General features: G+C 50.4%; 18 protein-coding genes. 12 read left to right on the top strand and 6 right to left on the bottom strand.

What is annotated here, in order from left to right; all coding sequences use genetic code 11:
- Window positions 1-80: 80 nt before the first annotated feature.
- The 3 genes from LLG46_13500 to LLG46_13510 form a co-directional block, all read right to left on the bottom strand.
- Entirely contained in the window at window positions 81-5,765 is a 5,685-nt protein-coding gene (locus tag LLG46_13500) for a DUF4962 domain-containing protein (GenBank protein ID MCE5324310.1), read from the bottom strand.
- Between the two features lie 533 nt (window positions 5,766-6,298).
- Entirely contained in the window at window positions 6,299-7,108 is an 810-nt protein-coding gene (locus LLG46_13505; protein MCE5324311.1) for a hypothetical protein, read from the bottom strand.
- Window positions 7,109-7,936, bottom strand: coding sequence for a PspA/IM30 family protein (locus LLG46_13510; GenBank protein ID MCE5324312.1), 828 nt, complete (start codon window positions 7,934-7,936; stop codon window positions 7,109-7,111).
- Between the two features lie 139 nt (window positions 7,937-8,075).
- Here LLG46_13510 and LLG46_13515 point away from each other — a divergent pair, with 139 nt between their 5' ends.
- Window positions 8,076-8,705 (top strand): hypothetical protein, encoded by a 630-nt coding sequence (locus LLG46_13515; protein MCE5324313.1) that lies wholly within the window; start codon window positions 8,076-8,078, stop codon window positions 8,703-8,705.
- A gap of 20 nt (window positions 8,706-8,725) precedes the next feature.
- Here LLG46_13515 and LLG46_13520 read toward each other — a convergent pair whose 3' ends face one another.
- On the bottom strand, window positions 8,726-11,071 hold the full coding sequence (locus LLG46_13520) for a hypothetical protein (GenBank protein ID MCE5324314.1): 2,346 nt from the start codon (window positions 11,069-11,071) through the stop codon (window positions 8,726-8,728).
- A gap of 511 nt (window positions 11,072-11,582) precedes the next feature.
- A complete protein-coding gene (locus LLG46_13525; GenBank protein MCE5324315.1) occupies window positions 11,583-12,662 on the bottom strand; it encodes an LptF/LptG family permease in 1,080 nt (359 codons plus the stop codon).
- A 72-nt stretch (window positions 12,663-12,734) separates the two neighbouring features.
- Here LLG46_13525 and ftsE point away from each other — a divergent pair, with 72 nt between their 5' ends.
- The 5 genes from ftsE to LLG46_13550 all read left to right on the top strand — a co-directional run bounded on the left by ftsE (window position 12,735) and on the right by LLG46_13550 (window position 17,228).
- Window positions 12,735-13,424, top strand: coding sequence for a cell division ATP-binding protein FtsE (gene ftsE, locus LLG46_13530; GenBank protein ID MCE5324316.1), 690 nt, complete (start codon window positions 12,735-12,737; stop codon window positions 13,422-13,424).
- Window positions 13,387-14,292, top strand: a complete 906-nt coding sequence (ftsX, locus tag LLG46_13535; GenBank protein MCE5324317.1) for a permease-like cell division protein FtsX — start codon at window positions 13,387-13,389, stop codon at window positions 14,290-14,292. Before ftsE ends, ftsX begins: the two co-directional genes overlap by 38 nt.
- Window positions 14,293-14,449: 157 nt before the next feature.
- Window positions 14,450-15,601, top strand: a complete 1,152-nt coding sequence (locus LLG46_13540) for a peptidoglycan DD-metalloendopeptidase family protein (protein MCE5324318.1) — start codon at window positions 14,450-14,452, stop codon at window positions 15,599-15,601.
- 154 nt (window positions 15,602-15,755) lie between these two features.
- On the top strand, window positions 15,756-16,514 hold the full coding sequence (locus LLG46_13545; protein ID MCE5324319.1) for a hypothetical protein: 759 nt from the start codon (window positions 15,756-15,758) through the stop codon (window positions 16,512-16,514).
- A 186-nt stretch (window positions 16,515-16,700) separates the two neighbouring features.
- Complete coding sequence (locus LLG46_13550) at window positions 16,701-17,228, top strand: hypothetical protein (protein ID MCE5324320.1); 528 nt, start codon at window positions 16,701-16,703, stop codon at window positions 17,226-17,228.
- Here LLG46_13550 and LLG46_13555 read toward each other — a convergent pair.
- Window positions 17,212-19,374, bottom strand: a complete 2,163-nt coding sequence (locus LLG46_13555) for a hypothetical protein (protein MCE5324321.1) — start codon at window positions 19,372-19,374, stop codon at window positions 17,212-17,214. The genes LLG46_13550 and LLG46_13555 overlap by 17 nt on opposite strands.
- Before the next feature lie 323 nt (window positions 19,375-19,697).
- On the opposite strand from LLG46_13555, the gene nrdR reads away from it, so the two are divergent.
- The 6 genes from nrdR (at window position 19,698) to aroF (ending at window position 26,332) form a co-directional block, all read left to right on the top strand.
- Window positions 19,698-20,180: a transcriptional regulator NrdR gene (gene nrdR / locus LLG46_13560; GenBank protein MCE5324322.1), complete on the top strand. Its 483-nt coding sequence runs from the start codon at window positions 19,698-19,700 to the stop codon at window positions 20,178-20,180.
- A gap of 243 nt (window positions 20,181-20,423) precedes the next feature.
- The gene (locus LLG46_13565; protein ID MCE5324323.1) at window positions 20,424-22,655 is read left to right on the top strand and encodes a vitamin B12-dependent ribonucleotide reductase; all 2,232 of its coding nucleotides are present in this window, start codon (window positions 20,424-20,426) and stop codon (window positions 22,653-22,655) included.
- Between the two features lie 377 nt (window positions 22,656-23,032).
- Window positions 23,033-23,896: a hypothetical protein gene (locus LLG46_13570; GenBank protein ID MCE5324324.1), complete on the top strand. Its 864-nt coding sequence runs from the start codon at window positions 23,033-23,035 to the stop codon at window positions 23,894-23,896.
- Between the two features lie 218 nt (window positions 23,897-24,114).
- Entirely contained in the window at window positions 24,115-24,396 is a 282-nt protein-coding gene (locus tag LLG46_13575) for a hypothetical protein (protein ID MCE5324325.1), read from the top strand.
- Between the two features lie 83 nt (window positions 24,397-24,479).
- Window positions 24,480-25,253, top strand: a complete 774-nt coding sequence (locus tag LLG46_13580; GenBank protein ID MCE5324326.1) for a site-specific DNA-methyltransferase — start codon at window positions 24,480-24,482, stop codon at window positions 25,251-25,253.
- A 47-nt stretch (window positions 25,254-25,300) separates the two neighbouring features.
- On the top strand, window positions 25,301-26,332 hold the full coding sequence (gene aroF, locus LLG46_13585) for a 3-deoxy-7-phosphoheptulonate synthase (protein ID MCE5324327.1): 1,032 nt from the start codon (window positions 25,301-25,303) through the stop codon (window positions 26,330-26,332).
- Window positions 26,333-26,376 lie beyond the last annotated feature (44 nt).

Consider the following 26,376-nt stretch of genomic DNA (forward strand, 5'->3'; position numbering starts at 1 on the left):
TTTGTGGGCATATTATAAAACCAAGCGGGTCTATCCAATAATTGGATAGACCCGCAAAGTATGGCAGCTGATTTTTTCAACTAGTAGCAACTGATGATATGCTCGCCAGCCGACGATATAGTAAATGTTAGGTGTCCGCTGGTCCATGTAAACGAAAGAGAATTACCGTCCATTGTAGCCGTAGTCGGCTGGTTGGGACAATATATTGTCACGCTACAGCTTCCACCCGCATAGATCTTTGTTGTGTTTGGGTCATTTGCTGATGGTGTATGCTCCATCCTGGCTTGAAGCGATACGGATGCGGACGCACTCAATAACGAAGTGCCATTATCGACCACGGACGTCGTCTCCCTTGCAAAATATGAAGGAGAATCACCACCCAGGTAACGTCTCCCGGCCATTGTCCCTGTAACACTCCAGCCTCGCGAGCTGGTACAACTACCATTTACAGGCCACAAAACCGATAGGACTGATTGACTGGAAGAATTACGTATTACAACACCTTCCGCCTGACTATCCCCGCCATCATTTGTGTCATTCCACCTTTTCAGCGTCCAGCCAGTCGTCTGGTCATCAAAACGAAGACCGATCAAAGAACTGGCACTGTTTGCCGTCCTGCTGCGAGTCAGCATCCCACCATACTGGTATGGAGTTTTATCATTTACATTCGAATCACCATTCGGTTTGCTCGTTGGAACATAGTAGGATGCATCAATTGCACCGGACCAATTCGTATCATATGACAGCTCGTCTACATACAACTCATGTGCCGCTGTAGCCGTAGTATAGGTCTGAGTATCAACATCTTTGCGCGGGTCGGTACTCCAACCTCCACTCTCAGTAGCCCAAGGATTTGTCGTTCGGTATACATCTTGGTTATATGTGTAAGTCGTATGGTAACCGTCATATGGATTTGAAGTATTATCCCACATGGTGCCGTATTGATCAGGCACGCTCACCAATGAGTGAAGCAGGAGTTGGAACTCAGGACTATACTCTGATTCGGCACTCATTACATCGCGTATCATGAAAAAGTCACCCAACCCTACGCACTCTCTCGTCCATGCGCCTAGATGACTGGCAGTCGAATCATAACTTGGAGCCGGATTGCAGACAACGTCAAAATAAGCACCCGGATTTCCACTTTCTCCATTAGCCAAAACATGCGTAATGCTTCCCCAATACGCCGGGCCAGGCTGAGGCTCATTTTCAACACCAAACCACTCGTATCCTTCGCCATATTGTCCGACAGGTGCTTCACCACCATAATCGAGAAGCAACACGTTTTCGTCATCTGTCATTTTCTTATACGTGAAACCGTAATCGACAATATACGGCACACCATCTCGATGCAAAATGAAAGTGCCGGCATCAGGATGAGCATGGCTTATAAACGTCCGGCCACACTTGAGTGAGAAGTATGTTGCAGTATTATCCCACGAAGAACGCCATGTAAAAATACCGCCACTATAGTCGACGCCACTGTGCAAATTGCTGTCGTGGCTGTAATTCCAGTTGGGCAATGTGCTCAAATCTACTGCAGAAACAGTAGCGTCATACCACAAATAGCGTAAAGGTGTTGTGTAAGTTGTCGGCTGAACCAAAGTAGTGGCGAGCCACTGTGCAATCGGATCATCTAGAACGCGGGCCAAAAGTGACATACTTCCTTTGGGGAGTATCCATGCATAGGGAGTGCTGTCACCAAACATTGCAAACCCCGAGCAATTATCACTTCCTCCCGGCAATACAGAGTACAACAACCAACGGCTCGTATTGCTAAACCATGGATCATCTGCAAAACCATTGCCTTCTCCTGCAATACGACGCATTTCTACCCAACGATTCAGGTATTCCAGACCGTAGCAGCCATACCCAACTCCTTCAGGGTGGCTGCCATCTTCGCTGATTACCGAGATGATTCTGTCCCATGCCGCTTCGCATTTGTCATCCCACTCAGTTCTGGTGGTCTCATCCATCTCATCTTCAAGCGCGTACGCCACACTAGCAAGACCCGAATGAACAATCCATATGTGATTGCACAAACTGAATTCTGCACCATATTGATCGAACTGTCGCCAAAAGTCATTAAGGGCACGTTCAGAATATTGCAACAGGCAGCGCCTTACTTCTTGGCGTTCTGTCGAGGTCAGATCATCATAAAACCAATCATAAGTTATTGCAAGAGACTGCAGGAAAATCATTCCACATAGGTCACTGTTGTTGTTCGCCCACAGTTCGCCATCATCATACCAGTTTTTATAGCGGAGCATTGTCCAGAAATACTCCCACATTTTTGTCTTGTATGTAGTTAGATCTGGATTAACCTTAACTGCTAAAGCCAACGCAAGTAATCTATCACCGTAACTGCGTATATCTGCGCCGCTTGCAGGTATCTCCACAGGATCGTTGCCGCAATAATTCACAATCTGATTGCAGCTGGATATAAGATTGTTCCACATTGCTTCATGGGTCGTGGTTCGCCGAGCTTGTATGTTGGACAGATCAGATGAAGAGAAAAGAACATGTGGATGTGCATGTCCCTCCAGGACCTCTATCTCTTTTGATGCCACCAGCGTCTGACCATCATATACTTCCAAGGTCCAGGTTCCCCAGTCTTCGACTGATTGAACATCATAGGATGCCTCATACCGCCCGTCATCTGTCGCGACAAGATTGATCGAAAGATCAGACAGGCTAGGGCGATTCCATATAGCTGTGATATTCATACTGGTTGGTGCACATATATCAATAGGAATACAATCGCCAGGTACAAATACAGTATCTGCTTTAGGCTGTATAATCGTAACACTCGTGGCTGAATCACCCACAGTCCAGCCTGGGTTCATTGATTCAAACAGTTCGACAATATCGTCTCGATCACCGAAAACCCACAAGTATCTATATGTGTTATCATCCTCAACATTGAAAGGAGCCGAGTTGAAAATCTCTATACCACTGTTGTCTCGTGTGCGCAGGTCTCCGGGCTTGAACATATACCATCCTGCAGCCTTACTTGTATCGCTGGAATTGTAGTCGACTATCCAGTTCACGTTTGTATTGTATCTAAGTGCGATAGGGTCACTGCTATACTCATCTGATACCATGTAATCGAAGCCACATTCGCCGGTATTGAAGTATAGTATTTTAGGACCCCAGTTTGTGCTGGTTAGTTCGACATCGTCTGAAACAGTCATTACGAATTCACACCATGGCTGTCCTTTGATGAGCCTATAAGTCTCTTCCGCAGAATGCGACGGGAAACCAGTTGGACTGCTTGGTGTTACATTCGTAAAGGAAAATGATAGAGAGACCTGATTATCAGAGCTGTCAGATTGCCATGTTGGAACCACTAGGTCCTCAGCATTAACACTATTAGCAACCAATTCTCCACTTGTTGCCGTGTAGCTGTTGTAGAAGCCTTCCACAGGCGACCAGTAGTCTGACAATCGCTCAATTAGTGAGTATCCGGGTCTTCGACCATGCTTCAGCTCTCCAATAAAACCACTATACATCTCCCAACGAGAACGCTCGAGCCCTAGAACATCCGACTCAAGCCTGAAATAGTCATCGCCGGTTGGTAATTCACGATCACGCTCGTCATATAATCCCCAATTGGGATTGCCCCAAGTATATGCTGTAGCGGTATTAGTCGCATTGTAGTACACAAGAAAACGCCTCTGAGAACCTGATGCAGTCGTACCGCTTGCTATAAAATGTACCTCGGCTACCTTGCCCGATGGCTGCGCCCAAATATCAGCACAACTTACTGACACTGCCGTACCTAAAGTTATTTCGTCTACTGCAACCGAAGTTGTATTCACATACATGCCATCAGGCGCAGATATGCGTACAAAAAGAGGCACATTATCACGCGAAAAGTCGCATGAATTAAGCGTCACTTCTCGACGGTAATCAAAACCACTATTGCTGGGGTTCCATGGAGTTATCGAATCCCGAACCAGTGCCGCATCATCAATATATGCCGACTCACCGGAAGCCGTATTCACCACTTTGATGAAAACAGTTGCAGCATTTGTCAGAGCATTAGTGGTAACGGAAATTTGTGTCCAATCGGTGCTTGAAGAGGCAGCACTCCATACAGTGCTGGTCGATGCAGGATCGGTGCAACCGTACGGGTTAATGCCAACGTAAGTGCTGACATCACCACTGCTACTTTTTACCCAGACAGATGCAGTATAGTTTTGTCCTGTCGTGAGATTGTTGATCGCTTGATAAACCCCAGCACAACAGATCGACCCGACACATTGGCTATAATTTGCCGAAACATAGTTCGTGTTGTCACTACTAAACGTCGGCGTGCCGGATACCGTGAAAGTATTCCAGTGATCCGCCAATCCATTACTGAAGTTTTCCTCGAAATTGCCGTTTTGCAAGCCGGCGGCAGCAATTATGCCATCACTGGTCCCTACACTGCTTACCAGCCCCTGACCATTGGTCGCCTTCACCGATACGTAATACGTCGGACCAACCACAAGCGATAGTCCGGTGTGAGTGACTTGCGTAGCAGTTGCCGGGCTTGGAGCAGTCCAGCCAGCAATGTCTGTTCCGCCTACAGTTGTTCCGATTGCATACTGATACTCGGTTATACCAGACTCGGAATCTGTGGATACCCAACTGGCATGTATTTGGCTCAAGCACGCAGTCATCTGACCGTCATCTGTCACGACAGGTGTGCTGGGTGCCGTGGTATCGGCATACTCATCGGCTCCTATGTCGACCTTGTCTCCGCCGGATACCATATCCACCAGCCTCAGTTCGCCGTCAATATCGACCCAACCTGTTTCGACTTCATCGTCTTCACCCGCATCAATGCAGGAAGAGTTTGAGGTGATGTGATAATCATCATTTTCCTCATCAACGAAGAGCGGATTTGAGGAGATGTTTCCGTCGTTCCCGGTTGGGTCTGTGATTCCGTAGTAGTTGGCAGTTGTGTTGCCATATACGCAGTTGTGACTGATTGTTGGAGTAGTGTCTGGATCATTATAGTACAAGCCGTATTCGTTGAGTGCAATAATGTTGTTGCATATGGTTGCTGGAAATGATGTCTCGGCAATATCGTAACATTCAATTCCATTGCCACATCCGACTATTGTGTTGTTTGTAATTACCGAACCCTGATCCCACTCAAGAAAGACGCCACGCCACTCTGCCCCAACAATCAAATTGTCAAAAGCCCTTATGCTAGACCATTCACAGTATAGTGTGTCGTAGCCTCCTATGAAAGTGTTGTTTGAAACGATGGCCGAGGAAAAACAGAAGTAGATATGTACACACCAGTATTGTGACTGCCATGGATTTGAGAATGTGTTATTGGCTATTGTTGGTGAACTCTCATAAGCCCAAAGTTCGAAGTTCTGAATCTTGAATCCGTCCAGAATCGGGTCGGGCGACGTATAATAATCGCAGTATATGCCACTCCCGTCTATGATCGTCTCGTTAGTCTCCCAATCTCTATCTGAAAAGGAGGTGTCATTTTCATCGAATCCACCGTACAAGCCTATCCCAGATTTCAAGTCTATGTCTTCTTCATTGTCGTATGTTCCGGCGGCCACCCATATCTGGTCGCCACTGGAAGCGGCTGTGACCGCTGCCTGGATGGTCGCTTTTGCGAGAGCCCAGGTGGAACCGTCGTAGTTGTCATTGCCGTCTGTCTTTACACGGATTACTGCCGCCTGTGCGGGCAGCGCCCAAATCATCAGAAAACAAATTGCCAGTACTACCAGATTACGAGACTTGCCTTGCATGAATTGCCTCCTTAGTAGCTGATCATGACTGTGATGCTCACACGGGCGCGGTATTCCCGACTGCATTACCACCTCCATTTGTGCGCAGCAAGCATCATTATACATAGTCTTATTGAAAACTAGCTCATGAATAAGATATTGTCAACGATATAATGATGAATTGTTTAACTGCTGGGGGACATAATGTGCGCAAGACGTGAATGATATTTTGACAATTGCAGAGAATAACCACGTGAGGCTATCGTCAGGAGCGCTTTGCTACCACAAGGCTCCGCCAGGAGAAATCAGAGGCTATAGAGGTTCTACTGACGCCTAGCATTTCTGCCACATTATCTTGTCTCAAACCGAGGTCAAGACGGCGCTTCTTTATCATTTCTCCAAACGTCTTCACTTTTGTAGGATAACCCTCTAGAACAGGTTTTTGAGCGCGAAGCACTATATTGCAAAATGGCAACGCAACCACCCCTACGGGGACTAAAACTGCAACTTGATTCGCATAATGCGTGAAAAATAATCAATATAAAGTACTACTTCTAAAATTGAAGGCTTTCATTTATGGACTGTTCGAGCGTGTCAACGGCGGTGTGCAGCCCGACAAGTTCGACTTTCAGGTCTTCATTCGCCGAGACCCACTCTTTGATGTCGGTGGACTTGATTCGCACGAGCCTGGCTCTCAGCCCAGCGAATGAACATTCGATGCTCTCTAGTTGACCCATAATCCGCACTCCTGCCTGCTCTATCGCTCGATAGTCGTCGAGTTCACGACGTTTTGCGCCCAGTGCTATTTCGATTTCGGAATGCCGTGCATGATCGGTCTCGGATTCGAGACGGTGTTGCAGGTCAGTAATGCGCGATTCTATACTGGTCGGGTCAGTCTTATTTAGGAAACGTTGAAGCTCGCGTTTTTGCTGGGCAAGAGAGAGTGCCCGGTCGACTATGTCTTCTGTCTGAACGAGAGTGTCCGCAAGACCTGCGGCGGTCTCATCGATAGGCGAGCTTGCTATGTCATCGGCGATTTCATTCTGGAGCCTGACTATCGTTTTCATACGCACACGGCTCTCGATATCAAGCTCCTCGATCCTGAACACACGGCTCTCTGCCTCATGGGCATGTCGCCTGTTGGTGTCTTCTCGGATTGCGGCTCGGATAAAATCGCTGTCCTGGAGCTTGGATAGTACAAAGAAGAACACTCCGGTTATCGAAAGTCCAAAAATAAACAGACCCGGCAAATTGTGCATCATGAGCGCAAAGAGCGCGCCCACACTCAATAAGATGACCGATAACGGCATCTTCAGCGCCCGCTTGATTACCAAAGAAAGATTATGCCGATGAGAAAAAGGCATTTACTCCTGCTTTTGTTCCGGCTGCTCCTCTTGCGAAGGTGTCTGCTCGGATGTTTCGGCTGGAGCTGTCCCCAGCTTTGACTCAAGCTCGGCCAGTTGGCGCTCGACATCACTCTCAGTAACCTGACCAGCTTGGACTGTCTGCTGAGCCTCGACTTCGGCTTTTGGAGCTGCCATTTTCTGTTCGAGTTCTTCGAGCGCTTTCTCGGCCTGGGCATCGATTGCATCATCCTGCAGACCTGCAATCTTGGCCTGAATGCTGGCCTGGGCTAGTTCGGCTCGCGCTGCGGCTTCGGACTGCGCCGTGCGAATCTTTTCACCCGCGCGTTCCCATGCGGAGGACTCTGCCTCGAATGTCAGGCCGTTGAGAGCCTTGTCGATCTCGATCTGTATCTGAGCCTGTTTCCACTGAGCCTTTTTTGCGAGTGCCTCGGCTGTGCGCTGGCGGACTGTCTCTTCCTGTCTGCGGATCGCGACTTTTATCGCCTCCGACGCCTCGACAGCCTGGTCATAACTCGTGCGTGTGGATACGATTGTCTCCTCGAACGTCATCTTCTCTCGAAGAACGCGCCGTGCCAGATCGCGATCGCCACGCTTGACGGCCATCTCTGCCTGCGCTTCAAGCTGGGCGACACGCTTTTCCTGTTCATCCAAAAGCGTCTTGAGATTGTTTTTCTGGGTGATTGCAGTGACGGCACGCTGGCGGTTGGCCGCGAGGTTTTCACGCATCTCACGAGCCGCTTCCTGAAGCAGAATCTCCGGGTTCTCCAACTCGTCCAGCTTTCCCAGGAATAAGGCCTTGAGGTAGCGCCACAGTCTTGTGAACATAAGCATCCTCCCTGCGCATCGACGCGCATGTGTAGTAGAATCATTCCCACTAATTCAAAGATTCGATATCGAACGCAATATCCCTGCTTACATGCTATAATACAAAAAGATACTATTTATAAATGAGAGAGACGAAACTATGATGAATAGACGCAAGACTGCTGCTATTATAATTACCTTGTGCCTTTTGTCGATCGGGATTCCGGGCTGGGCATGGCTGTTTGATGGTGGATCGTATGTGGGAAATGGTCCATCTCTGAATGACGGCACTACGCTGTATTGGGCTGCCGCGCCGTTTGTGCTCGATTCGGACTCGTATGCAAATAACTTCGGTACGGCTCTCTCTCGCAGTGTGCAGGATACAAGTTTTACAGTATATCTGACGCCGTCTCTTGTTGATATTTCAACATCCGCGCTGGCACAATGGACAATATTTCCGACCGGTCCCGTGATGCAGTATTACTATGTTCAACCCGAGAACCCTATATTGTTGACCGGCGGCACACCGTATTTTTTGGTTGTGATGCCGAGTGATGCCGACAGTTACGGCGGGATATCTTATTCATACTCGGGTTATTACGGGTTTCTGTCGGGCGATCAGGGTGAAACATGGTATAAGCAGGCGCTGCCTTTCAGCTTACGTGTGGATGGGACCTTGGTGCCTGAGCCGGGTGGATTAAGCATACTCGTAATTGGCGTAATAGTAATATTATTACGACTTGGCTCGGCAGGAGGGACGCCCTCCCGACTCACAACTCACAACTCGTAACCCATTAACTCATAACTCTATTAGAAGTCTTCGCCCACACTCGTATCGAGGACCTGACCGAATGCTCCTGCGCCGAAATTCTGCGTGAGCGGGAATGCTTTGATTCGCAGGTTGAGCCTGATGCCCTTATCTGTGTAGAAGCCGGTCTGGTTTACATATGCCAGCGACAGCTCCCAACAGTGCAGGTCGCGGGTTATCATGATGTTTTGATAGTCGAAGTCCTGGCTGATGCCGTTATAGCCCAGTGAAGCCTGCACCCGAGTCTTTGGACCGACCCTTGTGTCAAGCAGCCCTTTGATGCTGGAGAGTTTTCGCACGCCTACCGTCGTGTCATAGCGCGTGCCGAGGTCGAAACGGAAGCAGTCGTCGAGTGATCTGTATCTGACCTGGTTGATGAGAGCTTTCCATTTCCAGGTATTGAAATTGAACCCCGTCGCCGTATAGAAGAGCAGGTGTGGTGAGGTCTGGATCGACCATCTGAGCGTCGTGTTCTGCCAGGGCACGGACGGCTGTTCAAAGTTGTAGCCGCCAATCAGACTGAATTTGTTGTTTTCTCCCTGCTTTAGGGTCAGGGCTGCGTTTATGATGTTGTAGGTGCTGATGTAATCGGAACGGAACGGCGTATATCCGCGGGGGTTCTGGTAGCGATATGTCAGAGAGAAATCGGAGCACTCAGTAAATTTCTTTTTGAGCTGCGTGCTGGCGTTGAGCGCGTATTGCGCCGTATCGTTGCTGTAAACATATTGCTTGAGTCCTGCACCCATAAGCAGGTTCCACGTGCTGCTGATGGGGTGGGGCTTTGCCGGAGTAGCCATCTCATAATATGTGCGGAACAGACTGGTGTTTCCCACCTCGGCATATTCACCGAATGCAAGTTTCATCTGCGTTGGAATCCCAAACGGCAGCAGATTGCCGATCCGTGCGCTGTCCGTTGTAAGCGAAAGCTCCGGCAGTTTTTCGACACCGCCGAATGACCCGCTGGTGACGAACGCTTCGTCGCTGAGGTCGGTCTGTTTGATGGCGGTAAGGCTCCAGTCGAACTTTTCCTCTTTCTTTGTGAACGCAAGGTTTGAGGTGAGCCGCGCATTATTTGTGCTGCCGGAGTAGGCGATATAGTTAAACAGGCTGTCTAAAGACGAGTTGGTCCCGATCTTTTGAGAGTAGGTCAGATTGCCGGTGGTGCTGGACGTTTTGGTGTATGTGTTGTTGCTCTGATAGCCGATCACGAGTGAGCTTTTCGACATCGATGTATCGCGCAGCAGTGTGGCTCTGCCGGTGAGTGTCTGGCTGTGCGGCGCGTATTGGTATTCGTTGGCTCTGAAGTCGGTCATCAAATTTAACTTGTAGTCGCCTAAGCATTGATTGTGGTTGACCCTGCCCGTATATGTCTGGCGGCCGATGTTGCGGTCGTTGAGAGTGTAGAACTGTACATCGCCGTTTGTGGAGCCGGACTGATAGTTGTTGCTGATCCCCGTGCCGACTCCTTTCTTGGACATCAGGTCCACCAGCAGAAGTGTTGCCTCTTTTCCACTGCCGGAAAGTGGATACGAAAATTTGGTGTAAAAGCCTTCTTCGGTGGTCTGGCCTATCTTGGGCAGAAGCTCAGGGTCTCGCATGATGCGGTTTATTGGGATCACCAGCCTGCGAAATGTGAGGAGTCTTTTATGTAGCGCGATCAGCTTTACATTTCGCAATACGAGCCTTTGACCTGGATATATGTCGACCGACCTGGCAACAAGCTGATAGTGCGGATCGGCGAGATCGCATGTGGTGACCTCGCCCTTTCTGACAGCCATGGAGGACCGCTTTATGCCCTCGATGGTCGGTGCATTACCGAAAACGGGTGCGCAAGTGTAGCCTCTGGTGAAGTCGGGGGTCAGCGTCGTAATGGCGTCCTGCATGTCCCATTTGCCAGTGTTTAGGTTTATGATGATCTGCTTGCCCAGCACCTGTTGTTTGTCTATCTGAAAGACAACATTGCCGCAGAATGTCGCTGTGTTTGTCTTATAGTCAACCGTTCCGGCATCGGCTGTCACCAGCACGTTGCGGTAGCGGGCAGTGACATGTCCGCTCGCAACTGTGAGGGCAGGCTTGCCGTCTTCAAATATCGTGTTCCACTCTGCCCCGAAGACACTGATGAAGTTGGCCGGACCTGTTGATGCAGAGGGTTCGGGCATAGGAATATAGCCCGATGGCGGTTGGGACGGCGCGACAGGTATCGGAGCGACCTGGTTGGGTGGGGTGATGGGTGCGGGCACGGTTATGTCGGACGATGTGGTTGTCGAGTCAATATCGTCAGTCTGCGAATATGCGCACACCGGCAGAAGCACACACACCAAAACTGCCCAATATCCAAATAGTCTCATAAGAAGTAGAAAAGCATTTAGTTGTGATTCAAAAAATTTGGGGATTCAAATCCCCCGTATATATGCGACGCCAGGTTCAAAGCAGATTCCTCGCATTCGCTCAGAATGACTGCATTTGTAGCGTATTCTGGTTTAGCGGTCGGCTCACATAATAGAAAGCGTTGACTGTAAAAGCCGGATTTTGAGATCCGGCACTGGCCTTGGGGTAAGGATTCAGAGATCCTTACCCATCAATGATTACTTCAACTGGAAAAATGGGAGGGCGAGGCTCCTGCCGAGCCTAATTTGCACCAATAAATCGAATTTCTTTCAGAATAACTCCCACCATGGGATTTCCTTACTTTTAGCGTCTCTCATTTTTCAGTGTCTCAGCGGTTCAAATTCGTAAAGTCAGGTTCAAAGCAGATTCCTCGCTTCGCTCGGAATGACTGTATTTGAATTGTTTTCAGCTCTTGTTGCCAACCCCACATAACCACGCGTAAATTATCAATATAAAATACTAAATCTAAAATTACTCGGTTTCCCACATAAGGTAGATGCCGAGGATTGTGAAGATGATTACTTCACTCCAGCCCGCCAAGCCGGGCGGCAGACCTCCTGTTTTGCCGAGCACACGGCTGAATAGGATCACGTTCCAATAGAAGAATAGCACCACAATCCCTATGAGCACCCCCATGAAACCTCCGCCTCGACCAAAACGCAGGCTCAGCGGTGCCACACACAAAAGCAATATGAGTGAGCTTAAGGGGATTGCGAGCTTGTAGCCGTATTCGAGTTGGTAGCTATCGGATTTTTGGCCACTCTGACAGAGCTTGTCCATTTCGCCTTTAAGCTCTTTTATCGACATTGCTTCGGGGACTTTTTGTTCCTGAGCAAAGTAGTCCGTCACTGCACGCCGCAGATCAAGCTTCATTTTTTTTGGGTGGCCTATCAATTCGGGGTCGCCGTTGTCGGCGACGCAGTATATTGTGCACTCCTTAAGATACCAAATATGATCTTCTTCCATGGCCGATTTTGCAGTGATCAAAGTAGGGAAGCCGTCTCCTATCGGAGGCTCGTAGATCATCAAGTCGGTGAGTGTGGTATTGCCGCCTGTCCGTTCGATACGGTTCACATAAAAATAATACCGCTCCGCCCGAAAGAAGACGTTTGCCTGGATAGGTATCGAACCGGGTGCGAGATAGATGCGTTTGAGTACTTTGACGCCCTCGCGCTGGGTCCAGACAGTTACCTTTTCCTGGAAGACATAGGCTGCGATGCTGGTAAGCGCTCCTACGATGAAGACCGGCAGAAATATTCGCCGCACGCTGATGCCCGCCATTCGCATCATCGTGATCTCGCTGTCTCGCGCGAGCCTGCTGACAGCCAGAGTGCAGCCGAACAGCGCACCTGCCGGAAGAGCGAGCATGACCCAGTACGGAGTCTGCAGAAATATATAGTAAAGCAGGTCCGGCCACTGGCTGATTCTGCTGACTATCAGGTCGATGCTGTTATAGATGATGTTGCCGACAAGGAGGATGAGGACGACCGCAAATCCGGCAACAAACGGAACCATCATCTCTCTTGCGACGTATTTATCTAAGGTCTTCATACTTGTGCTCAGTTCGATTATAACATATATGTCATTGCATCCAAAACGAGCATAAAGTATAATTGAGGCAATATGATTTATCTACAGGGCGTGTCGGTCGAATATCCCAATGGTGTCCATGCTCTAAAAGACATCGATCTATCTATAGACAAAGGTGAGTTCGTCTTCGTTGTAGGCTCCACTGGCAGCGGAAAGTCCACTTTTCTCAAGCTGCTGTATCGTGAAATATTGCCGAGTTCCGGCAGTGTGGTTGTCGATAATGAGGACGTCACCCTTTTGAACTCATCACAAGTGCCATTTCTGCGCCGCAAGCTCGGGATAGTATTCCAAGACTTCAAGCTCCTTCCTCAGAAAAATGTCTGGGAGAACCTGGCGTTTGCGCTGCGTGTTATCGGCGTGAACCCCAGAGATATCAGACGCAGGATTGGCGATGTGCTCGAACTTGTGGGGCTCACTCACAGGTGTGACTCATTTCCGCATCAGATGTCGGGAGGCGAACAGCAGAGAGCCGCGATTGCACGCGCTCTTATCAACCATCCGACCATTCTCATTGCCGACGAGCCCACGGGTAATCTCGACCCTGCGACTTCATGGGAGATTATGCAACTGCTTGAACAGATAAACGTCCGCGGGACCACGATCCTGGTGGCGACACATGATTCTCAGATAGTGGACAAGATGAAAAAACGGGTAATCCAGCTCGAATCGGGCACGCTGGTCCGTGATGTCAATAAAGGTATGTATCAATACTGTGAACCTTAGAAACATAGAGTTTGTGATTCAGGAAGCATTTACGGGGATATGGCGAAACGGCCTCATGGCCTTTGCGTCGATATCAACAATCGCGCTCTCGCTTGGAGTGCTGGGGGCGTTCGTTCTGGCTGCGCTTGGAGCAAACAATTTTTCTACAGCTCAGATCGGCAGGTTTAAGATAGCCGTGTTTATGCACGATGATGCTGACCGAAGTCATGCCGAAGAGACTGCCGCGCGGATTCGCAAGATGCATGGTGTCAGCAGTGTGGAACTGCGTGACCGCGACAAAGAATGGCGCAATTTCAAGAGAATGTACCCCGATATCAACTCAGCGGGTCTGCCGACCAACGTTTTGCCGTATGCGATGGATGTGAAGGTCGCCGACCCTGAGAGGCTGCCGGTGATCGCCTCCAGAATTCGCTCCATGGGCGGCATCGATGCGGTCCGTGAGGGGCGTGAGACATTCCAAAGGGTAATGGCCGGAGCGCAAGTCGTCAAAGCGGTGAGTTTTGCCGGTGTGATTGTGCTCCTCATCACAACCGCATTTATCATTAGTAATGCAATCAGACTTACACTTTATGCGCGCAGGCGCGAGATACGGATAATGCAGCTTGTCGGAGCTACGAATGAGTTCATCAGGCTGCCTCTGGTCATCGAAGGTATCGTCTTTGGAGTGGCAGGGGCGATTGTGGCATGGTGCCTGCTCAGAATCGGCTCTACATATATTGCATATGCCGCCGAGAAAGTGACGCCGCTGCTCGGCAAGGTCTCCAGTGGGCTTGGGGCATCTGCTCAGGCTTTGTCTCTGGTGATACTGGGTGCTGCAATAGGTGCAGCGGGCAGTTTTGTGTCCATCAGACGTTTTTTGAGGGATTAGACCTGCTGAGGCGCTAAATGAATAGAAAGCCCACAGTGGAGAGTTGGCGCAGACTAGGCTCGGCGGGAGCCTCGCCCTCCCGGCTTTCCGGTTTATGCTCTCTATTATGTGAATCGAACGTATAACCAGAGGATTCAGTCATTCCAAAAAGATAATCATGCTGAACGGATTTGCTAATAAAACAAGGTTTGCCGTAATATCATTGGCCTTTATAGTGGCGTTTGGGCTGTGTTTGCCTGTGCTCGGCGCCAAGAAAAAAACGTCTGCTCTGAAATCTGACTTGCGCAATGTCCAGAGTAAAATCCGCTATTATAGAAAAGAAATAAAGAAAAAAGAACACCAGAAGCGCTTTGTACTGAGCCAGCTCTACTCCACACAGCGTGACCTCGAAAGCACTCAGACCAGTCTTACACGCAACAAGATCAAACTGCTGGATGCTCAGACCGACCTCAATGAGACCGTGGAAAGACTCAAAAGGACCCAGAAACAGCTCGATAGACGTGAAATGCTGCTGCAGAGCAGGGTGGTCGACATATATGAGGGTGAGGGTCTGGACTATCTGAATGTCGTGCTTGGCGCGGCCAATATGTGGTCGTTCCAGACTCGAGTATATTATCTCCAGCGAATACTCGATTCTGATGCAAAACTCATCAGGCAGATTAAAGCAGATAAGGCGGCTATTGAAAGAGATAAGGCTCGCCAGGCGCGCAGAGTAAGTGAGATTAGCTCGCTTCAGACACGGCTTGAGTTTCAACGCAATAAAGTTGCTGCATTGGCCGACAGCCAGCAGGAGATGATTGATAACCTTGAGCACAACATAGAACTGCAAAAAAAAGCTGAAGACGAACTCCAAGCGGAATCACAAGAGATTGAAAATCAGATCAGGCGCTATCAGATGACTCCAAAGGGTCGCGCACGATATGCCCGTGCTTTCAAAGGCGGACTTTCGATGCCGTGCTCCGGTCCCATTACATCACCGTTTGGTTACAGAAAGCATCCGATCAGTGGTATATATAAACCGCATACCGGTGTCGATATCGGTGTTCCATCGGGTACGCCTATTCATGCGGCTGCCGATGGTGAAGTAATTTTTGCGGGCTGGAGGAATGCATATGGTTATGCAGTTATTGTAGATCACGGCGGCGGTGTTTCCACACTCTATGGCCACAACTCAAGACTCCTCGTAAAGTGTGGGCAGCAAGTGTCAAGGGGCCAGGTTATCGCCAAATCCGGCAGCACCGGCTACTCCACAGGTCCTCACCTCCACTTCGAGAAACGTGTCAACGGAAAGCCAGTTAATCCACTATAGAATTTGATATTTAGTATTTTGGATTTGGTATTTGCCAGAATCATTGCGTTCTTTCGATATTAAACACAAAATATACATTATTAAATTCTCTCCCCTCGGGTATACTGATTGTGTGATACGTATGCCTTTGGCTCAGGCAGTAAGGGGGCACGAGATGAAATCCATAGGTTTGCTCTCGTGGGTGCTGGTGTTGACGGCTTTTGTGTGTGCAAGCGCATATGCTGCCGGACAAAATCCCGCGCTCGTTAATTTGGAGCTTAAGAACGTTACCGTGCAAGAGGGCTTATCGGCTCTGTTTGCGGGGACGTGTTATCAATATACGGTTGAGCCCGGAGTCTCGGGCAGGGTGGTTGAACTCAAACTCAAAGGGATAACATTTGAACAGGCGCTGACGCTGTTTACCAACGCGGCAGGGCTGACATATACAATCAGTGACGGTATATATATAATCGGGCCATCAGCGAATGCCGGACAGGCGACCAGGACAGTTATTGCGCAGGGGACGGCCAAGCCCAAGAAGCCGACCAAGAGCACGTCGGTCAAATATCCTCAGGAGACGAACCAGGCTCAACAGTCTCAGCCCGCAATGACACAAACTGCTCCTCAAACGACAGCCCAACCGGCTCCACCGTCACAGCAGGTTGTGGTCAATCAACAGGCGCCGGTTTTTTATAGTCAGCCGGGTAATAATCCTGGATATTACGGATATCCACAGATTTATGGCACGGGGAATTTCGGTGTCATCGGAGGATGTGGACCGCTTGTGGCACTGGGTGGAGGATACCCATATGTGACAAGATTTGGTCTGGGAGCTGTGCCGCCTCCCGGATGGGTCAACGCTGATACACTCAGGTTTTTGCGCAACCTGAAGGCTCTTCTCCCAGGGCTGCATATATATGGTCCGGGATATTGATGTAGCGTTCAAGCAGCTCTCACAGTAATTTCGCGAGAGCTGCTTATTATATGGTTGACTGCTGAGCTTGTTGTCTAATGCATAAATAATGGCGACAAAATAGCGCCATGCTCTTTACATCGCCATGTCGGAGTGATAGAATACAATTACATAAAGGCATTTGCCGACCACTCAGGAGTACGGAAGTTGAAGGTAGTCGAGATTCTCTTCTATGATAGCAATCACGTCAAGCTGGTGGTGGAGATGCCTGACCCAAATTGCTATTCCACCAAGCACGCACCTCATATTCCCAAGCTGCTTTTTAAGCTCTTTCCACATCTGGCGCGCCATCGGTGCGAAAACGATAATGGTTTCTCTTTTCGGCGTGAGTGCCAGTCCACGGAGATTCCGCATCTGTTTGAGCACTTGATTATCGAGCTTCAGGGTCAGGTTCTTCGTAATAGCACGCTGAAAGGCGAGACGCAGTGGAATTGGCGGGTCGACCCGAAGGGCAGGTTCCACGTGTATGTTGAGTATGAAAATGAGATACTTGTGCTGGGAGCAATAAGGGTCGCCGAGCGTATTATTCAGGCGCTGGATCGGCGTGATGTCGATTCGATAAATGTGGACGAAGAAATAGAACGGCTGCGCAAGTTGGCCAAGGTCGGCGATCAGCTCAAAGAGGACCCACACGATGCGCTTATGGAGAGGCGTCACCCTACGGCTGCGGGCTAGGAATCTTTATGCCGGCGCGCATTTCATCTGCTGAACATGTGAACTTGTGTCTGTTGATGCGCACACTGTAGGCTCTGCCGCGCATTCCGTCAAACACGATCCTGGCTGTATTGGCCTGCGCATCACATATCGACAGGCCGAGTATACTCCGGTCGAAACTTACGCTATGTATCTTTGCGCCGTTTACTGGGAATGCCCATTTTTTTCCAACATGGACGAATGCAGCGCCGAATGAACGGCGTATTACTGCATCAATCGCACCTATATGCGCTGCGCTCAGCGGTCTGATATTGTTTGCATTCACTGCGGCCTTTAGTGCTGCCGCTCCCCGCTCAAAATAGAGTTTCTCGCCTGACACGCGCGAGTATCGCATTGCACATTCGGCGAATGCGGCTGTAAGCTCGATATCGGCTGATATATCCACATTGCCTCTGGCGCACATCCCGAATGGTATCGTTCCACACCCATTCCATACCGACTGGAACAGGCTGAGATCGTTCAAAATATCGATTCCCTGCTTGAGAAACTTGTGATCGGCAGTAGATTCGTATATTTCCAGGCAGGCTATTGCACTCCAGAGCAGCGACCATCCGCTTTGGGGAAGCGAGCCGGTATGAGGGTCCTGGATCGAAGTGGTGAGGTGGTTTTGCGTGTCGATGAGTGTGTGGTCCTGATACAGGTTGCTCTTGATTACAAACTTCACTGCATCTTGGGCAGCCTGAGTATATCGATTGTCACCTGTGATCGAGCCAAACCGTGCAAGAAACAGTGCGGAGACGGCTGTCTGGGAACTGCTCAGCAGAGTCGGTAATGGATGGGCATATTTATCGAAGAATGAGGGAATTGATCCGTCATCGCGCATGATCCTGACTAAGAATTCGCCATAATCTTTACAATAGTTGACTATTCGCTGATCATGATCGATATCCGTATACCACCTGAGCAGCCATATGCCCTGGCGCGAGCATTCGACGCTGTGATAATATGCCCCATCAACTGCGACATTACAGCCGGACCATTCACGTTTGTTGCTGTTAAACTTTGTTGGAAAAAGTCCTGCATACTTGGGCGCACTGAGCAATGCATTTATTAGAGCATGCGCTCCTTTTTTTAACGCCGTATCGCCCATAAAATATACTCCATATGCCGACCATGCATCAGGCTCAAGCAGAGCTAGTCTGAGTGTTCCGGTTTTGTCGGTGTATATGTCTGCAGTCGATATTGCATAATTATTGTGCCCTGCGCTCTCCGCTCTCCACTCTCTGCCGTGTCGCCATAGCGCTATAGCCACATACTTGTGCATGGATTTCCTCTTGCGGTCTGCATCCAGCAGAATGTCGAAGCCATATTTGAGATATGGAGTGTTGAGGTGTCTGGCCATGGTCATATCGTGAGTGAAATACCTGCCTGACTCTTCGTATCCGCAGAAACCATATGAGATGAGGGGTGATGAGAGCAGGCCGTTTGCGATGTCCAGGTCGAGTGCTGTCTGCATCTCTCCTTTCGTGACTTGCGGGTCTGGTATGAGCGCGGCAGCCAAATGGCCGTGCTGGATAATCGCGGCGGGCGAATGGAATGCGCGATCGCCGATGATTTGCTCATCGCCCGGCCTGAGGACTGGAGCCCATGTATAATCGATATTGCTGCCGTGAGTGACTGCCCACCTGGCGGGAGTGAACGCATACGAACTCATCAGATACTCAACCAGTGGGGGGTGTGCGTTATTCTCGATATTGTCTTCTACTGTAATATGGACGCAGGACTCAGCATCACGCAGTTCGATTTGTTGTTTCAATTGGTGACCCATGGCGGAGCCTGTCAGGAGTATTACCACGCTTTGTTCGGTTTGCGAAATGACCCGTGCATCGGAAAATACCATTCTCAGCGAGTCACGGCTGATTGAAAAAAGATGTGGACGGCTGCCGGAGATCATGGGTGATGCGCATGCCCGGAATTCGCTGGACGGAATCAGGTTCTTGTGCAGTGACGACAGCACAAGCTGGAAGTTGCCGTCCTTATCGACGGCGTGATATTCCTGTGCGTAGCCGCCGTCTCTGAGGGCAAGCCTGACCAGCACAAGCCCGTTTGTCACGTCGATGCCTGATTCTGATGTCGAAACAGAGAGATTATTATGTATGGATGCCATGATATATTAACAAACCCCTATAGTAATTACCACAATATTGCGGAGCTGTCTATATAATTGCAGAGCTGCGAGATTAAATTATTGACAAATATTAACAAGCGTGCTTAATGATGCGTATAGAGGGCGGGGGTTGGGTATATAGGGAGGAAGCCGCTTGTGATTTTACGACCATGCCAATCACCAGTCCCAAATTTATATTTCTTAACCCCTATAAAACTTGCGGGGAATTTTGCATCAGTAAAATTTGCTGAGCCTCATTGACAGCGCATATGTTGTGTGATACTATTCTGAAGTCCACTAGATATAGTGGCAGAGGGCTTATCATGAAATGTCCATTTTGTGGCAATCTGGACGATAAAGTTCTTGATTCGCGCACCGCAAAAGGCGGTGAGGCTATCAGGCGGCGGAGAGAGTGTGTGGGCTGCGGCAGGCGCTACACAACCTTTGAACAGATAGAAGAACTCCGCGTGATGGTGGTCAAAAGAGACAAACGCCGCGAGCCGTTCGATAGAAATAAGATATTGAAGGGTATGATCGTGGCATGTGAAAAGCGTCCAGTGGGAATGGATATGTTGGAATCGATTGCCGACGACATAGAGCGCAGGGTCTATGACTCCGGGATCAGAGAAGTTGAATCGGAGCAGATCGGCGAGATGGTGGTCGAAGCCCTGAGGAAAGTGGACCAGGTTGCTTTCGTGAGGTTTGCATCGGTCTACAGGCAATTCCAAGATGCAGGGCAGTTCAAAGATATAGTGGAGGTCCTGGGCGGCAGCGGGCGGCGCTCCTCCAAACGGTCTTCACGCTAAATAAATTACGGCCTTGAACTTGTATTACCCCTGATTATGCGCTTACCGCATAATCAGGGTCTCTGAGAGCATTATTCACGTTCCTTGTGAATAATGCTGGCCAGAGATATGTGTTCTGAATACGGAATTCAGACCGAGACGTGCAATTTACATTGCGTAAATTGCTTAGTTGTTCTATTAATTGATTATGTCCGTGTTTTTACATCTAACCTCTTACATCTAACTTCAAAACAGGGGTGGGCTATGCTTACTAAAAACGCAATAACCGTTCTTGAAAAACGATATCTGAGAAAAAATGAGAAAGGCGAACTGCTTGAAGACGTCGACGGGATGTTCAAGCGCGTGGCGCGCGCAATTGCAGATGCCGAGATCGCATATGGCAAGTCCGAGAAATATATCGATGGGCTTGCGGGCGAATATTATGAACTCATAAGTAATCTTCATTTCCTTCCAAACAGCCCGACCCTTATGAACGCAGGCCGCGAACTCGGTCAGTTATCGGCTTGTTTCGTTTTGCCTATCGACGACTCGATGGAGAGCATCTTCGAGACGGTGAAGAATACTGCGCTCATCCACAAGAGCGGCGGCGGAACCGGCTTCTCGTTCTCACGATTGAGACCGGCTCATGACTGCGTCAAGTCCACCAACGGAGTCTCAAGCGGACCTATATCGTTTATGGAGGTCTTCAACTCGGCAACCGAAGCGATCAAGCAGGGCGGTACCCGTCGCGGGGCCAACATGGGGTGTCTTCGCGTGGATCACCCGGATATCATCGACTTCATAACCTGCAAAAAAGACACATCCAAGCTCACCAATTTCAACATAAGCGTGCTGCTCACAGAAAAATTCATGCAGGCTGCAATCAAGAATAAGGAGTATGATCTTATCAACCCCCGCGACGGCAAGCCTTGCAAGAAACTCAATGCGGGCAAAGTATTCGATCTGATCGTGAACCTGGCATGGACGAACGGTGAGCCCGGCATCATATTCATAGACCGGATAAACCGTGACAACCCGACCCCGAATGTCGGCCAGATCGAAAGCACGAACCCGTGCGGTGAGCAGCCTCTGCTGCCGTATGAGTCGTGCAACCTCGGTTCGATCAACCTTGCGCTGATGGTGAAGGAGGTCGATGACCATTATGAAGTGGATTATGACAAGCTCCGCCATGCGGTCCAGCTTGCAGTGCGGTTCCTGGACGACGTTATAGACGTGAATCGCTATCCGCTCGATGAGATTGCAGAGATGACCAGGGGCAACCGCAAGATCGGGCTGGGAGTGATGGGCTTTGCCGATATGCTGCTGCAGTTGGGGATTCCATACGACTCTGAAGAGGGCATATCCATTGCCGAGCAGGTGATGAGCTTTATAAACAATGAGGGTCGCAAGGTCTCGTGCGAGCTTGCAAAGGAGCGGGGCATTTTCCCGAACTTCAAAGGCAGTATATATGATCGCAAGGACGATGGGATGGAAGTGCGCAACGCCACCGTCACCACCATCGCCCCGACGGGCACTCTGAGCATTATCGCGGCGTGCTCCAGTGGGGTCGAGCCGCTGTTTGCAATCAGTTATGTGAAGCGTGTTATGGACGGCACTGAGCTTGTTGAGGTCAATCCATACTTCGAGAAAGTGGCACGGGAGCGTGGGTTCTACAGTGAAGAACTGATGCGCAATATCGCTGAGAGGGGCGGTGTGCGCGGGATGAATGAAGTGCCCGAGGATGTTCAGAAGGTCTTCGGAACAGCTCTGGACATCGCTCCGGTCTGGCATATACGCATGCAGGCGGCTTTCCAGAGGTTTACGGACAATGCCGTATCCAAGACAGTGAACTTCCCGCAGGATGCGACCCCCGATGATGTGCGTGAGGTCTATCTGCTCGCATACAAAGAAGGGTGCAAGGGCTGCACGATCTATCGCTATGGCAGCAGGGACTCGCAGGTGCTCAATGTGTCCGGGATGGACAAGAAGGCCGCTGAAGCAGCCGGTAAGGTCGTGCGCGGTCCCAGACCCAGGCCGAACCGCACCCAAGGCTCCACCGAGCGAATGAACACGGGCTGCGGCAATCTTTACGTTACGATAAATGAGGATGATGAAGGGCTGTGCGAGGTCTTTACTTCGATGGGTAAAGCAGGCGGCTGCGCGTCGAGTCAGCTAGAAGCCATAGGCAGGTTGATTTCGCTTGCGCTGAGGGCAGGTGTGGATGCTCAGTCGATCCAGAAACATCTGCGTGGGATCAGGTGCCCGACCCCGGCATGGGGCAACGGAGGCTCAGTGCTCTCGTGCGCTGACGCAATAGGGATTGCAATAGAGCATTATCTGGCCGAACGCAAGACGGGTGTAGCCACTGATGAGATATCCAAGAATATAGACAAGCTCGACAACATGGTTGGAGCATGCCCGGACTGCGGGAGCGCCGTAGAGCATGAGTCGGGATGCGTGGTCTGCAGGTTCTGCGGGTTCAGCAAGTGCGGGTAAATATCAGGTGTTGGGTGTCGGGTGCCGGGTGATGGAGCTGGTAATCGGACACGGGGATGGGGCGTCCCTCCTGCCGAGTTTGGTAATCGGTGTTGCTGTATCGGGAATCTTGTTTCCGATACGTGGTGATCGTTTCGGGAATGAATTCCCGAAACACCACACCAAATACAAAAAAACACCAACACCAAAAAATTCTGAGAGTTTATATCACGAAAACACGAAAGGAAAGAAACACGAAAAGAAAATATCGTGATTTCGTATTTTCGTGCTTACGTGACAAAGCAAAGTGTCAGATTTGCAGGAAGCACTGCTGATACAAGGACGTTATGATTGGGCGCCGGGGAAGGGAATTCCCGGCGCCCGGCTTATTTATATATATGAGGTGCCGTGCCAAAGAAACACTCACCGCAGTCGAGATGGACCGTGGTGAAGCCATAGAGTTTCAACTTGTCTCCGGGGATGTGGCAAAAATCACGCTCGTCTCCACTGATGCACATGTCCTGCGCACAACGCTGAAGCAGCTTGGTGTGCCCGAACAGGGTGCGCGCACGGATTATCGTTTCTCGTGCGTTCTGGATATCAATGGGTATGAGCATATACTCGAACGCGAAGTCTCCACGCAGAACAGTTTCTATGAGCCGTGGATGATAGACGGCATGCGCATATGGCTGGATGCCGTGGATGACATTTTCGAGTTTTTGGCGGAAGACCACGGCGAGTGCCGTCCACACAAACATGCTCGGTTTGCCATTCAGGATGCGGCGCTGCGCATATGCCCCGACATACTCTATCCATGGTGTCCGCTGCCCGAAGGAGGACTCAGGATCGAGCAGTGTTATCGGGGTGAGGACTGCTGGCTCGGCGCATATGAGGGCACGCAGGCGCATGGCGGGCTGGATATCAATCACCCGCGCGGCACGCCGCTTTGGGCTCCTCTGGATATCCACGATCATTACCTTTTCAACAGCCTCGGAAATGGTGATAATAATAACCGGTGGCGCGGAATACATAAATGGCAGGACGGTTCCGAATGGATCATCCAGACGCATCATATAATCGAGCTGACTGTGCCGGAGCATGAGCCCATACCCAAGGGCAGGCAGTATGCGATTGGAGCAGGAGTGTTCACCGGATGCGTCGACCACAGCCACTTTGTTTTCAAGGTCCATGACCATGGTCAGACGATATTGCTCGACCCATGGATTCTATTTTGGCAGATGTATCGTGACCGGCAGGGGTAGCAGCACCTGGCGGCGAAGGGTATTTTATGAAGAACTTTGCGATTGGCCTGGCTGTTGTTATAGCGTTAATCATTCTGTGGGCCGGCCTGCAGGCAATAGGGCCGAAGACGGATGAACCGAGCCAGTGCGGATCATCCGGCGGTGGGTGAGGCGTCCCGATTGACGTGGGGCAGGTTGCTCCCGCATTCACCTTTCATAAGGGCAGGCCGACTTGGCTATTGGTTCGATCCGACAAGAAGCCGGGCGGCAGTGATATGGACAAGACGTTTGCCCGTATGAATGCCGAATTCGGCGATAAGATCGAGTTTCGCAGGCTGAACTGGGAAGAGAGGGCAGGAAAGGGCGCGATTGAGAGCCTTTCTCTTGCAAAACCTCCTGCATCTGTCCTGGCGGACTGCCGAGGGCATGTTGTCGAGAAATTTGAAGGCGTGTGTGATGCAACTGCCATCAAGGATAAACTTAGTAATATGATCGAAAGCAACGAGGAGAAGACGAAATAATCAGCGAACAGGCAATAAATTCACGGACGTTCGTATGCGGAAACGCTCAGGTCAAGCTGATCAACAGCGACTGCATCTCGGGTATGCGCAGCGGTCTGGATGCGGGCAGTGTGGATGTTGTTGTGACATCGCCGCCGTATAACCTCGGGATCGACTACAACGGTTATGACGACACCCTCTCTCGTGAGGATTACCTGTCGTGGATGGACGAGTGGGCATCAGAAGTCAAAAGAGTGCTTTCGGAGACGGGTTCGCTTTTCCTCAATGTAGGCGGCAAGCCGAGTGATCCGCTGGTGCCGTTTCAACTGCTGGACGTGATGGTCCGGCATTTCACATTGCAGAATGTGATCCACTGGGTGAAGTCGATTGCGATATTGAAGAGCGAGGTCGGCAATTACCCCGGGATAGCAGGCGATGTGGCAGTTGGTCACTTCAAGCCGATCTCATCACAGCGCTTCCTCAACGATTGCCATGAGTATATTTTTCACCTCACAAAGTGCGGTGATGTCCCGCTCGATAGGCTGGCCGTGGGTGTGCCGTATCAGGATAAGAGCAATATAGGCCGCTGGAAAAGTGCTGATAGGGATCTGCGCTGTCGGGGAAACACATGGTTTATCCCATATGAGACTATCCAGAGCCGCGATAAGGAAAGGCCGCACCCGGCGACGTTCCCGGTCGAGCTTCCTATGCGATGTATAAAGTTGCATGGCGTCGAGCGTGCACGGCTTGTGCTTGACCCGTTTTTGGGGATAGGCTCCAGCGCAATTGCATGCGCAAGGCTCGGCTTGCCGTTTATCGGTTTCGAGATTGCGCAGGAATACTATGCCGAGTCATGCGAGCGCTTGACAGCAGAGTAGTGTGAGCTTAAGATATTGTCATAAACTGATAAGTCGCGGAGTGTAATATGATCGTCGCAATGAAGTCCGGCGCCTCAAAAAGTGAGATCGAGGCAGTCGTTGACCGTATATCCACCTACAAACTCAAGCCGCTCAATATGCCCGGAGGCGAACGCACCGCCATCGGCATAGCCAGCGCAATTCCGCCGGACCTGCGCGGTGCGCTCACGAGCATCCTCGAAAGTATGCCGGGGGTCGATCACGTCACCCAGGTCACGCGCGCGTATAAGTGTGCCTCGCGTGAGTTTCATCCGGCGGATACTGTTGTGACGGTCAAAGGCGTCTCCATCGGTTCCAAAGAAGTGATTGTTGCTGCCGGACCGTGCGCAATCGAAAGCCGCGATCAACTGATGGCTGCTGCGAAGGCCGTCAAAGATAGCGGAGGCAAGCTGCTTCGAGGCGGGGCATTCAAGCCCAGGACTTCGCCGTATGCATTTCAGGGACTGGGAATCGAAGGTCTCAAGCTTCTCAAAGAGGCAGGTGAGGCTATGGGTCTGGTTACAGTGACTGAGGTGATGGACCCGCATGACCTGGACGCAATAGTGGAACACGCGGATATACTCCAGATTGGCGCTCGGAACATGCAGAATTATCCGCTGCTCATCGAAGTCGGCAAGACGAAGCGCCCGGTTGTGCTCAAGCGCGGCTCCAGCGCGACTATAGACGAGTGGCTCCTTGCGGCTGAGTATATCCTGGCGCAGGGCAACGGCAATGTGATCCTGTGCGAGCGCGGCGTCCATCCTCTCGAACGAAACCATACCCGCTACACGCTTGATCTGTCGGCCGTGCCGGTGGTGAAGTCTTTATCGCACCTGCCGGTAATTGTGGACCCGTCGCACGCATGCGGCAACTGGAGATATGTCTCGGCTATGAGTAAGGCTGCTGTTGCGGCTGGCGCTGACGGGTTGCTTATAGAAATTCATCCACATCCATGCGATGCGCTTTGTGACGGTGCGCAGTCTCTCGACCTCGATGTTTTTGCAAAACTTATGGCTGACCTGGGTGCTGTGGCTTCTTCGATTGGACGGTTTATAGATTAGATATTGTGAGAGAGTTCAGTTATCCGGGAATTTGTGCTAATTGT

The organism is bacterium, assembly GCA_021371935.1.
GTDB lineage: Bacteria > Armatimonadota > UBA5829 > UBA5829 > UBA5829 > UBA5829.